Annotated in this window: 14 protein-coding genes; 8 read left to right on the top strand and 6 right to left on the bottom strand. The window is 59.6% G+C overall.

The genetic code is table 11. The annotated features are described in order from the left end of the window. Positions 1–69: 69 nt before the first annotated feature. The 3 genes from HF675_RS08645 to HF675_RS08635 all read right to left on the bottom strand — a co-directional run bounded on the left by HF675_RS08645 (position 70) and on the right by HF675_RS08635 (position 2,119). The gene (locus tag HF675_RS08645; RefSeq protein WP_255427344.1) at positions 70–441 is read right to left on the bottom strand and encodes a hypothetical protein; all 372 of its coding nucleotides are present in this window, start codon (positions 439–441) and stop codon (positions 70–72) included. 212 nt (positions 442–653) lie between these two features. Beyond that, complete coding sequence (locus HF675_RS08640) at positions 654–1,097, bottom strand: cupin domain-containing protein (RefSeq protein WP_187044421.1); 444 nt, start codon at positions 1,095–1,097, stop codon at positions 654–656. Positions 1,098–1,348: 251 nt separating this feature from the next. Next, entirely contained in the window at positions 1,349–2,119 is a 771-nt protein-coding gene (locus HF675_RS08635) for an IclR family transcriptional regulator (protein ID WP_105231810.1), read from the bottom strand. 223 nt (positions 2,120–2,342) lie between these two features. Here HF675_RS08635 and HF675_RS08630 point away from each other — a divergent pair, with 223 nt between their 5' ends. Genes HF675_RS08630 through HF675_RS08605 form a run of 6 tightly spaced genes read left to right on the top strand, consistent with a single transcriptional unit; the run spans position 2,343 to position 8,611 of the window. Then, positions 2,343–3,392, top strand: a complete 1,050-nt coding sequence (locus HF675_RS08630; protein ID WP_187044420.1) for a 2-dehydro-3-deoxygalactonokinase — start codon at positions 2,343–2,345, stop codon at positions 3,390–3,392. Next, positions 3,389–4,015, top strand: coding sequence for a 2-dehydro-3-deoxy-6-phosphogalactonate aldolase (locus tag HF675_RS08625; protein ID WP_187044419.1), 627 nt, complete (start codon positions 3,389–3,391; stop codon positions 4,013–4,015). Before HF675_RS08630 ends, HF675_RS08625 begins: the two co-directional genes overlap by 4 nt. A gap of 10 nt (positions 4,016–4,025) precedes the next feature. Continuing rightward, the gene (locus HF675_RS08620; RefSeq protein WP_187044418.1) at positions 4,026–5,462 is read left to right on the top strand and encodes an amidohydrolase family protein; all 1,437 of its coding nucleotides are present in this window, start codon (positions 4,026–4,028) and stop codon (positions 5,460–5,462) included. Positions 5,463–5,476: 14 nt separating this feature from the next. Further along, a complete protein-coding gene (locus HF675_RS08615; protein WP_187044711.1) occupies positions 5,477–5,875 on the top strand; it encodes a RidA family protein in 399 nt (132 codons plus the stop codon). 28 nt (positions 5,876–5,903) lie between these two features. Further along, positions 5,904–7,388 (top strand): sodium:solute symporter family protein, encoded by a 1,485-nt coding sequence (locus HF675_RS08610; RefSeq protein WP_187044417.1) that lies wholly within the window; start codon positions 5,904–5,906, stop codon positions 7,386–7,388. Next, complete coding sequence (locus HF675_RS08605; protein ID WP_187044416.1) at positions 7,385–8,611, top strand: amino acid deaminase; 1,227 nt, start codon at positions 7,385–7,387, stop codon at positions 8,609–8,611. Before HF675_RS08610 ends, HF675_RS08605 begins: the two co-directional genes overlap by 4 nt. A 58-nt stretch (positions 8,612–8,669) precedes the next feature. Here the strand turns inward: HF675_RS08605 and HF675_RS08600 are convergent, their stop codons facing one another. Continuing rightward, positions 8,670–8,837 carry a hypothetical protein gene (locus tag HF675_RS08600; RefSeq protein ID WP_158684826.1) on the bottom strand — a complete coding sequence of 56 codons (168 nt, stop codon included), beginning with the start codon at positions 8,835–8,837 and terminating at the stop codon, positions 8,670–8,672. Between the two features lie 118 nt (positions 8,838–8,955). Then, positions 8,956–9,531, bottom strand: a complete 576-nt coding sequence (locus tag HF675_RS08595) for a hypothetical protein (protein ID WP_187044415.1) — start codon at positions 9,529–9,531, stop codon at positions 8,956–8,958. A 131-nt stretch (positions 9,532–9,662) separates the two neighbouring features. Between HF675_RS08595 and HF675_RS08590 the strand changes: the two genes are divergently transcribed. Together HF675_RS08590 and HF675_RS08585 are read left to right on the top strand one after the other, a co-directional pair. After that, positions 9,663–10,565: a LysR substrate-binding domain-containing protein gene (locus HF675_RS08590; protein ID WP_187044414.1), complete on the top strand. Its 903-nt coding sequence runs from the start codon at positions 9,663–9,665 to the stop codon at positions 10,563–10,565. A gap of 68 nt (positions 10,566–10,633) precedes the next feature. After that, a complete protein-coding gene (locus HF675_RS08585) occupies positions 10,634–10,990 on the top strand; it encodes a DUF805 domain-containing protein (protein WP_105231819.1) in 357 nt (118 codons plus the stop codon). On the opposite strand, the gene HF675_RS08580 is transcribed toward HF675_RS08585, so the two are convergent. Further along, positions 10,987–12,423: an EmmdR/YeeO family multidrug/toxin efflux MATE transporter gene (locus tag HF675_RS08580; protein WP_105233436.1), complete on the bottom strand. Its 1,437-nt coding sequence runs from the start codon at positions 12,421–12,423 to the stop codon at positions 10,987–10,989. The genes HF675_RS08585 and HF675_RS08580 overlap by 4 nt on opposite strands. Positions 12,424–12,566: the final 143 nt, after the last annotated feature.

Raw genomic sequence — 12,566 nt, 5'->3', positions numbered from 1 at the left:
AGCCAAACTTTCGTTTATTCAGCAAAGTTCCTGTCTCACCTTCTCTCATGATGAGAAGAAAAATTATAGTCACTTTGCTTTATCTGCGGCTTTACGCCTTATTTCAATCATACGCACATAAAAGTCATGAAGTTCCCCATCCTGTTTGGCAACTATTTCAGGAGATAATGGTTTACGCTCTTCTTTCCATTTTAGATTCTCTTTATTGCACTGCTCGTACGCAGTGTCAACTATCTCAACTGCGGGTTTATCTGTGTTAATAAACGGGATGGTTTGGTCATTGAGGCAACTTGATAGAGGAGTACCGTATTGCTCGGCTGATACGCCACTCACGAATGCCCCTAGTAGCCAACACATATACTGAAGATTTCTTCTCATTTTATCCTGCTTTTCAATACACCAAAACGTAGCAATTACGAAACTAACATCGTCGCGAGCCATCTGCTCCTTGAGCACAGTAATTTACTGCAATTTTAGCTAAGTCGTCTATCGACTATACAAAGGGCTTCGAACCGAAGCTCTGACAATCTTTGCTGCCTATTCCGGGATTAGAGCCTGCGGATGCATGATATGCTTGGAATGATACGGGGAAGACATACGTCCACTTCTGACACTTTCCCATCCTCGACGTCAAATATCAACTGCCTCCCCGCTCACCTCTCCCCCGCCGGCACCGACAGCGGCACGCCCTTCTTGCCGGCGTAAAACACAATCAGCACCGCGCCCTCTTGGGTGGTATAGCCGCGATGGGCAATATCTACCACTTCGGGCAACACCTCGCCGGCGGTGACCTGCCGCTTTTCCCCGCTGGATTTCTTCTCTATCGTCACCACGCCGCTCTGTACATAGGCGGCATTCGGGATCGGATGCTGATGCCAGTCCAGGCTGCTGTTGGGAGCAATGGTGATCTTCAGCACCGAAAGCTGCGGAGTGCCCTGCGGATAGGCGGAATATCGCGTACCGTCCCAGGAACGCTCCGATTCCAGCAGCGTTTCGCTGTCGACGCCGCGCTTATCGCCGTGCGCCTGAGCAAAAAAGGTGGGAAGGGATAACATCGCCGCGGTGCACATTACCAAGGTGTGTTTAGGCCAACGCATAGCGCAATCCTTATGTTATACAACCTGATAAATAACGCATGAAGCGCCGGCGGGCCTTCAGCGCATCCGGGAAACACTGCCCCGGCTTTACACAGTATGTACAAATATTGCGCTAACGGTAGTTTCTGCCGCCTGTACTGCGGCCATCAACATCATTCAGCACGTCCTGCCGGGCGTTCTCGTTAACCATGCCGACCCTTCGCAAACGGCACGGCGTTAACCGTGCCGCAAGCATCCGCAGCGGGAAAAACCTATTTCCCCAGGTAGCCTAGACGGCGGGAAATCAGTGAGCAGACCTGCTCCAGCTCCTGGTTAACCCGCTCGATTTTACGCTGCATACGGTGCGTCGGCCCCGCGACGCTCAGCGCGCCGACCACGCTGCCGGTATAGTTGAAGATCGGGTGCGCCACGCAGGTCAGCCCCTCTTCGTTCTCTTCGTTATCGAGGGAGTAGCCTTTCAGGCGAATATCCGCCAGCACCTCATACAGCGCCACGCGGTCAACCAGCGTTTTCTCGGTAAACGCCGTCAGCGGTTTGCTCAGCACGCGGTCGATTTCTTCCTGCGGCTGGAAGGCCAGCAGCGCCTTGCCAATCCCGGTGCAGTAGGCCGGCAGACGCGCACCCAGCTGTGCGTTGGTCTGGATGGAGAGCGTCCCTTCGCTTTTGTACAGGTAGACCACGTGGCCGTCGTTGTAGACGCCCAGAAAACAGGTTTCTTCAGTTTTGGCGGAAAGCTTCTTCAGGTACGGAATGGAAACCTCAACCAGGTTCACATTCATTAATCCTTTTATCCCCAGTTCCAGACTTTTCAGATCCAGATGATAGCGCTCCGTCGCGCTGTCCAGCATCACATACTGCCGCTCCTTGAGGGTTTCCAGGATGCGGAATCCGGTCGTTTTCGCTATCTGGGTACGCTTTACCAACGCCGCCAGCGATATGCCTTCGGGATGGTCTCCTATTTCTTCCAACAGCGTTAAAACCTTATCAATGCTGGAAGAGTTCGTGCTCTCGCCACCTGACATCCCGTTACTCCCATTCGAAAAATTTCCGTTATTGTAGCCGTAATGCTACATCCTACAAAATTCGTTTGTTTTCAGTACATTGACATCCGCACCTGACTTTCGCCGCCTGCTGTTTGTGACCCCCTTCACCAATCAGCAAAAAACGGAATGACATTCCTATTTATAAAAAATAGTCTAAATAAAAGGAATGACGTTCCGAAATTTTAGCCACTAAGGAAGCGACATGTTCATCGTCACCATTGATTCCGGTACCACCAATACCCGGGTGCGTATCTGGCAGGATAAAAGGATCATCGCCGACGCCTGTGCAGCGGTCGGGGTGCGCGACAGCGCCAAAAGCGGCAATCTGGCAACGCTCACCGCCGGGATTAAAGACGCCTTGGATCGTGCGCTGGCGCAGGCTGAAAACTGTACGCTCGATCGCTGCGCGATCGTGGCGTCCGGCATGATCACCGCCGATGTCGGGCTCTGCCCGCTCCCCCACCTGAGCGCACCGGTCGGCGTTGAACAGCTGGCGAACGGCGCGGTGGCGCGGCATATTCCGGCCATTGCGCCGCAGCCGATCTGGTTTATTCCCGGCGTAAAAAACGCCCTGCCGCAGGTTAACCTCGCCAACCTCGATATGATGGATGTGATGCGCGGTGAAGAGGCGGAAACCTTCGGCCTGCTGGCGTTACACGCCGTGCACGGCCCTGCGGTGATCGTGCTGCCCGGCTCACACTCAAAGTTCGTCAAAATCGACCGTCAGCAGCGTATTGCCGCCTGCGCCACCACCATGGCCGGCGAGTTACTGGATGTGCTGACCCACCACACCCTGCTGGCCGGTTCGCTGGACCGGCAGTTCGCCGCCCGTCTGGAGCTCGACTATCTGCTGCAGGGCGCCGAAGCCTGCCGGCGTACCGGCCTGTCGCGCGCCTGCTTCTCGGTACGGCTGCTGGATCTGTTTACCGACGCCACCCACGACCAAAAGGCCAGCTATTTACTGGGCGTCACGCTCTGCGCCGATATTCAGGCGATGAAACAGAGCCGGGCGCTGGCGATGACGCCGGATACCCGCGTGGTCATCAGCGGCAAACCAATCCTGCAGCAGGCGCTGGCCGCGCTGATCGCCACCGATCCCTTTTTCACCGCCGACGCGCTGCTGGTGGATGAGGATCCCGCCCGGCCGCTGTCCAGCATCGGCGCCATCGCCGTTATGGAAATCATCATGCGTCAGGCGACACCGCACAGTGCGGCGCCGTCTGACGTCGTCGCATCCGGAGATCCGTTATGAAAATGAACCTTACGCTGCCGCTGGTCGCCATTCTGCGTGGCATTACGCCCGATGAAATTGACGATCATCTTCCCGTACTGATTGAGGCCGGTTTTCAGGCGATTGAAATCCCGCTGAACTCGCCGGCGTGGCAAACCAGCATTGCGCACGCGGCCAAACGCTATGGCGGACAAACGCTGATCGGCGCCGGCACGGTGGTGAATGTCGCCGACGTTGACCAGCTGGCGGCGGCAGGTTGCCAGTTTATTGTGACGCCGGCGACGCAGCCTGCGGTAATCCGCCGGGCGCTGCACCACGCGATGCCGGCGCTGCCGGGGTGCGCGACGCCGACGGAGGCCTTCAGCGCCATCGAGGCCGGCGCCCGGCAAATCAAACTGTTCCCCGCCGGCCAGTTCGGCCCCGGCTATGTGCGTGCGCTGAAATCCGTGCTGCCTGCCGATATTGCCCTCTACGCCGTCGGCGGCGTCACGCCGGACACGCTCGGCGCCTACCTGCAGGCAGGCTGCAGCGGCGCCGGACTCGGCAACGACTTATACCGGGCCGGACAAACGCCGGAACGCACCGCGGCGCAGGCGCGGGCCTTTGTGGCGGCATACCGCTCCCATCCCCATCAGAACGCTTAAAGGTATCACTATGAAACATCACTACCTGTTTAAAAACGCCACCGTGATTGACGGCTCCGGCGGCGCCGGTTACGTCGCCGACGTAGCCGTCAGCGACGACCGCATCACCCGTATCGCGCCGGTTATTAATGACGATGCGGACGTCACGCTGGAGTGTCGCGGCCGGGTACTGTCGCCCGGATTCATCGACGTCCACACCCATGACGATCTGATCGTGATCAAGCACCCGGAATATGTTGAGAAAACCTCGCAGGGCGTCACCAGCATCATCGTCGGCAACTGCGGCATCAGCGCCGCCTGCGCGGTGATGAAAGACGACGTGCCCGACCCGCTCAACCTGCTGGGAGAACTGGCGGAGTTTCGTTACCCGGATCTGGCCAGCTATCGCCGCAAAGTGGACGAGGTCACGCCGTCGGTGAACGTCGCCACGCTTATCGGCCACACCACGCTGCGCAACAACTTTGTGGCGTCACTGAACGAGCCGGCGCAAAGCGCCAGTATCGACGATATGCGCGCCGCCCTGCGGCAGGCGCTGCAACAGGGGGCGCTGGGGCTGAGTACCGGCCTGTCCTACGGCAACGCCGTTAACGCCTCAACGGAAGAGATCTGCGCGCTGGCGGAGCTGCTGGCCGAACATCAGGGCATCTACACCACGCATATGCGCACCGAATATGACGGGATCATCGACGCCATGCATGAGGCATTTCACGTCGGCCGTCACGCCCGGGTGCCGGTGCAGATCTCCCACCATAAGTGCGCGGGCGCCAAAAACTGGGGGCGCACGGTAGAAACGCTGGCGCTGATAGAGAAGTATCAGCAACGCCAGGATATCAGCTGCGATCTCTACCCGTACCGCGCCGGCTCCTCCAACCTCGATCCGCAGCAGGTTACGGCGGACTACGACATTTTGATCACCTGGTCCACGCCGCACCCGGAAATGGCGGGCAAAACCCTGCTGGAGATCGCCGCCGCCTGGGATAGCGATATTCACCACGCCGCCCAGCGGCTGATGCCCGCCGGCGCCATCTATTTCCAGATGGATGAAGCCGATGTGCGCCGCGTACTGGCTCACCCCAGCGCCATGGTCGGCTCCGACGGCCTGCCGTGCGATCCCAACCCCCATCCGCGCCTGTGGGGCACCTTCCCGCGGGTATTGGGCCACTACAGCCGCGATGAACGGCTGTTCCCGCTGACGACCGCGGTGCACAAGATGACCGGCATGTCCGCACAGCGCTTCGGCATGCGGCAGCGCGGGCTGATCCGGGAAGGATACTTTGCCGATCTGGTGGTGTTCGACCCGGCGCGCATCAACGACGCCGCCACCTTTCAGCAGCCGAAACAGCGGGCCGAGGGCATTGAACAGGTGTTCGTCAACGGCGTACTGACCTACAGCCAACAACAGATGACCGGCCGGCGCGCCGGGAAATTCCTGAGCAGAAACCATTAACCCGAAAAGAGGACATCATGATTAAACGTTACGGAATTACCGGCTCCACCGGCACCGGCGGCCAGAACCTGCCGTTCGCCAAAGCGGTCAGCGCAGACGGCTGGCTGTACGTCTCCGGCCAGACGCCGATGGTCGACGGGGAGATTATCGACGGCGGCATCGTCGCCCAGTCCACCCAGGCGATTCAAAACTGCCTCGACATCATGAGCGAGGCGGGCTTCGGCAAGGAAGACATCGTGCATATGAAGGTCTTTCTGACCGACGCGCGCTACTTCCAGTCCTTCAATAAGGTCTTCCGCCATTTCTTTGCCGAGCATCCGCCCGCGCGCGTGTGCTGCGTGGCCGATCTGGTCGTCGACTGCATGGTCGAGGTCGACATCACCTGTTTTAACGCCAAATACAAGCAGAACTAACGGCATTATCACTACGTAAGGGAATATTATGGAACACAACAATTTCCTGATCTGGTTTTTACTCTATGCCTTCGTCATGATGGCGATCGGCTGGTACGTCACCCGCCACCAGAAAACGGGGGAAGACTTTATCCTCGGCGGCAGAAAGCTGCCGATGCTGCTGACCCTGGGCTCCACCGTCGGCACCATGGTCGGCACCGGCTCCAGCATCGGCGCGGTGAGCTTTGGCTATACCAACGGCTGGGCCGGCATGCTGTACGGCATCGGCGGCGCAACCGGTATCCTCCTTACCGCCTGGCTGTTCGGGCCGGTCAGGAAACTGCGCTTTATGACCATGAGCGAGGAGATCTGCTACTACACCGGCGGCAGTCGCATCGTGAAGAACCTGGTGGCCCTGCTGATTTTCCTCGCTTCAATCGGCTGGCTGGGCGCACATATCCTCGGCGGCGGGCTGTATCTGGCCTGGGCGGCGGATATCGATATCACCGTAGCCAAGATCATTATCGCCGTCGGCTTTATCTTCTATGTCGGCATCGGCGGGTATAAAGCCGTCTCCTGGATCGACACGCTGCAATCCATCGTGCTGTTCCTCGGCTTTATCGTGCTGGCCGCGCTGTCCGTCAGCTACGTCGGCGGCTGGGACACCCTGGTCGCCAACACCGATCCGCAGGCCTTTACGCTGTTCGGCATCGGCAAGCTCGGCCTGTGGCCGGCGCTCTCTCTGGCGATCGTCATCGGCATTGGCGTACTGGCGACGCCGTCTTACCGTCAGCGCATCTACTCCGCCGCCTCGACGCGCTCCATCCGCCAGTCTTTCGTGATTACCGGCGTGCTGTACATGGGCTTTTCATTCCTGCCGGCAATTATCGGCATGGCAACGCACGTGATGAACCCCGAGCTGGAGAACCCCAGCTTTGCCTTCCTGTTCGCCACCAACGCCCTGCCGGCCGTGCTGGCCATGGTGGTGCTGATCGCCGGCATGTCTGCCAACCTGTCATCCGGCAGTTCGGATGCAATTGCCGGGGTTTCCATCATTCTGCGTGATATTTACACCATGGTGACAGGGAAAATGCCGCCGCCGGAGAAAGCCATCAATCTGTCGCGCATTTTCCTGCTGCTGGTGATTCTGCTGGCGCTGATTTTCGCCCTGACGTCGAATGACATCATTGGCTATATCACCAAAATGATTTCAATGATTATGTCGGGCATGTGCGTCACCGTGCTGCTGGGTAAATTCTGGCTGCGCTTCAACTGGCAGGGCTGCATTGCCGCGCTGCTGGGCGGCAGCCTGACCTCGCTGACCGTGATTCTGATCCCGGCCTGGTCACAGGCGCTCGGCAACCCGGTGATCCCGGCGCTGCTCGTCAGCCTGGTGGCCGCCGTTGCCGTCACCCTGCTCACCCCGAAAAATAAACTGTCACGCGAAGAGGTGCTACAAATGATCACCGACGAACGGGAAGCCACCCACACCGACACCAAACCAATCGGACCGCTGGCGGGAGAAAGCAAATGACGGCCGTCAATAGCGCAAAGCATAAATCGGCGCCGATGCATGTTTCCGCCGCCGGCATCAGCAATCTGCTGCATGAAGATGTCTGCCTGCCGGCCGCCGTGATTCAGGCCGGCGCGCTGGAAAATAATATCCGCTGGATGCAGCGTTATGCCGATAAGCGCGGGGTTTCACTCGCGCCGCACGGCAAAACCACCATGACGCCGTGGATTTTTCGCCGGCAGCAGGAGGCCGGCGCCTGGGCAATTGGCGTCGGCAGCGCCTGGCAGGCACATGCCGCCATGGCTGCGGGCATCGAGCGGGTGCTGATGGCGAACCAGCTGGTGGGCAAAGCCAATATGCAACTGGTGTCGCAGTTGAAACAGCGCTATCCGCGCTGTGATTTTCTGTGCTGCGTCGACAGTGTGGACAATGCCGCCTCGCTTGCCGCCTTTTTCCACGCTCAGGGACAAACGCTGGACGTGCTGGTGGAGCTGGGCGTGCCGGGCGGCCGCTGCGGCTGCCGCAGCACGGCGGAGGCGCTGGCGCTGGCGGCCAAGATCGCGGCGCTGCCGGGCCTGCGGCTGCGCGGGCTGGAGCTGTATGAAGGCGTGCTGCACGGCGACGATCCGCAGCCGCAGATAGAAGCCTTACTCAGCGCGGCGGCGGCGCTGGCCTGCAATATGGCGGTGTATGTCGACGGGGAGTTTATTCTGACCGGTGCAGGCACCGTGTGGTATGACGTGGTATGCAACGTCTGGCTGACGGCAAAAAAGCCGCCGCACTGCCGCATTGTGATTCGCCCCGGCTGTTATATCACCCATGACAACGGCATCTATCAGCAGGCGCAGGATGCGCTGCTGGCGCGCGACCGCATCGCCTGCGATCTCGGCGGCGATCTCAGCGCCGCTCTGCAGCTGGTGGCCATGGTGCAATCGGTGCCGGAGGCCCGGCTGGCGATTGTTAATTTTGGCAAGCGTGACTGCGCCTTTGACGCCGGGCTGCCGCAGCCGGTCGCCCATTACCGGGCGGGTAAGGCGCTGCCGTTCAGGCCCGGCGCCTATACCAGCAGCGAGGTCATGGACCAGCACTGTATGCTGAGGCTGGCGCCTGACAGCGATGTGCAGGTCGGCGATATCCTGATCTTCGGCACCTCCCATCCCTGCCTGACCTTTGATAAATGGAAAACGCTGTTGCTGGTCGATGACGACTACAACGTGCAGGCGGAGCTAGATACCGCCTTTTAATCAGGCAGTCACGCACAGCTCATTCCAGTAGCTGTAGCGCATCGCGCGGCGGTAGCGATTATTTTCCATAATGACGCAGCAGCGAAGGATGGAACTCAAAACCGTACAGCTGGCTGGTGGCCAGCATGGTTTCCAACAGTGCGGCGCTGTCGCCGGGCTGCTTCGTCTGCTGCGGTTCGGCCTGTACCCCACGGCTGAACCGCAAAAAAGCCAGTAAACGCTTCATGCTCCCCTCCTCAGTCAATGATTGACGCCTGAGAGAAGTAAAACGCTTACCGGCCCGGAAAGGAAATATGCATTTTTGCGTTGCTTAGCTGAAAACCGGGTTAACCGCTGCGCCGGTGTCAGCTTTCACGGTCGCGTTCGACAATGCGCACCAGCAGCGCGCCAAACAGAACCATATCCACCAGCAGCGCCAAAGCGAAGTTAAACCCGCCCGCCGCCTGCCACTGCAGCCACTGCGTCGCCGCCAGCGCCGCGCCGCAGATCAGCGCCAGCGCGGCGCGCCCCCAAACAGGATGTCGCCCCGGCGGCGCGCTAGCGCGATGGCGCTGGTAGACCGCGCCCAGACCGGCGCCGGTCAGCCAGGCGCCCGGCAGCAGCATCGTCCATTCCAGCCGTCCGTGCAGCGCCAGCAGGATCCATAGCAACCCTGCGGCAGCGATCAATAAGCCATAGCGCGCCACCACCAGCGGCGACGGCTGCGCCAGCGGACGGTAACGCCCCAGCGCCACACCGCAGGCAAAGGCCAGCGCCAGGCTGAGCGGCAGCGCAACACCGGGCAGCGGCTGCGCCCAGCCATACTGCCGGAACAATAGCAGCGCCGCAGATAGCAGTACGCTCAGCACGATCGCCCGGAGCACCGCACCCGGCGGCGTGATCGCGCCTGCGTCCGGCTGTTTGGCTAACGGTATCATCATCGTCCTCCTGCATCATACGCAATAATCATGAGATAAACTCACCCTCAGTGAGCAACTGCAATAAGCTTATCTCGCGTATAATCAGGTAATCAAAGTCATAGATTTCATTCATAGATGAGAATAACTCAGCCATGAGAAAACCACGCTTACCGCCGCTGGGCGCCGTACGCGCCTTCCATGCCGTTGCGGGCTGCCTGAGCTTTAAGCTGGCCGCCGAACAGTTGGGCGTCAGCGCCACCGCCGTCAGCCATCAGATCAAACTGCTGGAGTCGATGTTGGAATGCCGGGTCTGTGAACGCAGCGCCCAGGGCGTCAGCCTAACCCATGCCGGGGAATTGTTATACGGCGCAACGCAAAGCGCCTTCAGCGCGCTGGAGACCGCCACCGCGCAGATTATGCAGGCCGCTCAGCCGCCGGCGCTGACGGTCACCACCACCTCCAATTTTCTCACCCACTGGCTGGTGCCGCGCCTGGCCGATTTTAAAGCGCAGCTGCCGGCCATTGATTTACGTCTGCACACCAGCGTTGAGCGGGTGGATTTAACCCAGCGCACCGTCGATGCCGCCATCCGCTACCGCGAAACGCCGGAAACTCACCTGCACAGTACCCTGCTGTATGAAGACCGCTTTATCCTGGTGGCCAGCCCGTCGATCGGCATCAAAACGAAGGAAGATCTACACACCGCCACGCTGTTTCACGTGGAGCAGCGGCACGTTCCCGCCGACTCGCCCACCTGGCAAAACTGGCAGCGGCGCTACGGGCCTGACGGGCTGGACTGCAACGGCGGGTTGATTTTCAGCGATGAAACGCACGCGCTGCAGGCGGCGGTGGCTGGACAAGGCGTGGTCATCGCCAGCCGGCTGCTGGCGAACGATCTGCTACAGCGAGGCGTGCTGACCGCACCGTTTGACGAGTCGCTGCCCGGCGCGCGCTATTATCTGGTAACAACGGAGGAAGCGGCGCAGCGGGCGGATATTATCGCGCTGCGGCACTGGTTATTGCAGCAAATGGCGGGGCAACCTGCAGATAAATGATAAACGCTTGCCCTTCCCCTTCATGATCTATAAGTTATTAACTTATTGATATATAAAATATATCCATCATGGAGGATGCTATCATTTACCTGTTAAATGTGATCTATCAGGGATATCGACAGTCGTTCAGCATCAAAGGCCGGGACAGCCGCGCATTCTATATCACGCTGGTGGTATTTCAGCACCTGTGGTTTGTGCTTTACCTGGCTGTCAAGGTGGTGATGAATTACCCGCTTTCATGGATCGTGGTCATTATCTTTGTGCTGCCGCTGCTGGCCAGCAATATCCGCCGCCTGCATGACGGCGGCTACAGCGGCACCTGGTGTTTCTGCTGGTTTGTGATGCCGCACCTGGCGCTGATTGGCACCATGTTTCTGTCGTCGCTCAATAACAACAATCCCTACACCCGCTACCCGCAAAATTAATCCCGGGACGCATTTTCCTTATTGCGCGGGTACTTCCACAGCCAGCGGCCGCTAACCATACGCCAGTAGAACAGCGCGCCGCGTACCGCCCAGTCCATAAACATCCCCAGCCAGACGCCGGTCACCCCCATGCCCAGCACGATCCCCAGCGTATAGCCGGCTACCACCCGACAGCCCCACATGCCCAGCATCGACACCCACATGGCAAAACGCGCGTCGCGCGCGCCCTTCAGCCCGGCGGGCAGCACCCAGGAGGCGGCCCAAATCGGCATAAAGGCGGCGTTCAGCCAGATCAGCACCTTCACCACCTCTTTCACATCATCCTGCTGGGTATAGAACGCGGCAAACAGCCCGGCGAACGGCGCGCTGCCCCAGGCCAGCAGCGTCAGGCCAAGGGTCGACAGCCAGAAAATATGCCGCAGCTGCCTCTCCGCCTGGCCAATTTGCCCCTTGCCCAGCCGCCGTCCCACGATAATGGTCGACGCCGAGCCCAGCGCATTGCCCGGCAGGTTAATCAGCGAGGCGATCGAGAAAGCGATAAAGTTACCGGCGATCACGCTGGTGCCCATGCCGGCCACAAACATCTGCGTCAGCAATTTGCCGCCGTTAAACAGCACTGACTCAATGCTGGCGGGAATGCCGATGCCCAGCACCTCTTTCAGGATCGACAGCTGCAACCGGCTGAAATAGCTCTTCAGGGTAATGTGCAGCGACGGATTAAAGCCGATCGCCAGCACATAAATAATCGCCACGGCGCCAATATAACGTGACAGGGTCAGCCCCAGTCCGGCCCCGATGAAGCCCAGACCGTCCCAGCCCGGAATGCCATATATCAGCGCGCTGCTGATAATAATATTGAGGATGTTCATGCCGCCATTGATCAGCAACGGAATTTTGGTGTTGCCCGCGCCGCGCAGTGCACCGCTGCCGATCAGCGCAATCGCCGCCGCCGGGTAGCTCCACACGGTGGTCTGCAGATAGGAGAGCGCCAGCGCCTTTACCTCCGGCGTGGCGGCGCCGGCAATCACATCAATAATCTGCTCGCCAGCCAGGTGGATCGCCGCCGCCAGCAGCAGCGCCACCACCGTCATCAGCACCAGCGACTGACGCGCCGCCGCGCGCGCCCGCTGGTGATCCAGTTTGCCCAGGCTGAACGCCACCACCACCGTGGTGCCAAGATCCACCGCGGCGAAAAAGGCGATGATCACCATGTTGAAGCTGTCCGCCAGCCCAACCCCGGCCATTGCCTCCTTGCCCAGCCAGCTCACCAGAAACGTACTCAATACGCCCATCAGCAGGACGCAGGTGTTTTCCAGCAAGATCGGCACCGCCAGCGGCACGATCTCGCGCCGAAACAGCACGCGGTAACTTTTCCGTTTGGGGTACCACGGCGTGGCGATCACCCGTTGACGAAGCTGCGCAAATAAGTTCAACATTGCTCCATGGCATAAAACGAAACTCTGTTTTAAATCATGTTTGATCCCTGCCGATCCTGCAAAGTTTTTTGTGCTGATTGCGCATGCCGGGCGCTGGCGGGCTGGCACCCTGCGCCACGGCGCTGATATGGATTTGTAAC

Source organism: Serratia sp. JUb9, assembly GCF_014298095.1.
Classification (GTDB): domain Bacteria; phylum Pseudomonadota; class Gammaproteobacteria; order Enterobacterales; family Enterobacteriaceae; genus Serratia_B; species Serratia_B rhizosphaerae.
Note: the sequence above shows the minus strand (reverse complement) of the source record. Positions and strands in the feature narration are given on the sequence as shown.

Coding starts and splice junctions, on each gene's coding strand:
- HF675_RS08645 (WP_255427344.1), bottom strand. CDS start 441: ATGGCTCGCGACGATGTTAGTTTCGTAATTGCTACGTTTTGGTGTATT.
- HF675_RS08640 (WP_187044421.1), bottom strand. CDS start 1,097: ATGCGTTGGCCTAAACACACCTTGGTAATGTGCACCGCGGCGATGTTA.
- HF675_RS08635 (WP_105231810.1), bottom strand. CDS start 2,119: ATGTCAGGTGGCGAGAGCACGAACTCTTCCAGCATTGATAAGGTTTTA.
- HF675_RS08630 (WP_187044420.1), top strand. CDS start 2,343: ATGTTCATCGTCACCATTGATTCCGGTACCACCAATACCCGGGTGCGT.
- HF675_RS08625 (WP_187044419.1), top strand. CDS start 3,389: ATGAAAATGAACCTTACGCTGCCGCTGGTCGCCATTCTGCGTGGCATT.
- HF675_RS08620 (WP_187044418.1), top strand. CDS start 4,026: ATGAAACATCACTACCTGTTTAAAAACGCCACCGTGATTGACGGCTCC.
- HF675_RS08610 (WP_187044417.1), top strand. CDS start 5,904: ATGGAACACAACAATTTCCTGATCTGGTTTTTACTCTATGCCTTCGTC.
- HF675_RS08605 (WP_187044416.1), top strand. CDS start 7,385: ATGACGGCCGTCAATAGCGCAAAGCATAAATCGGCGCCGATGCATGTT.
- HF675_RS08600 (WP_158684826.1), bottom strand. CDS start 8,837: ATGAAGCGTTTACTGGCTTTTTTGCGGTTCAGCCGTGGGGTACAGGCC.
- HF675_RS08595 (WP_187044415.1), bottom strand. CDS start 9,531: ATGATGATACCGTTAGCCAAACAGCCGGACGCAGGCGCGATCACGCCG.
- HF675_RS08590 (WP_187044414.1), top strand. CDS start 9,663: ATGAGAAAACCACGCTTACCGCCGCTGGGCGCCGTACGCGCCTTCCAT.
- HF675_RS08585 (WP_105231819.1), top strand. CDS start 10,634: ATGGAGGATGCTATCATTTACCTGTTAAATGTGATCTATCAGGGATAT.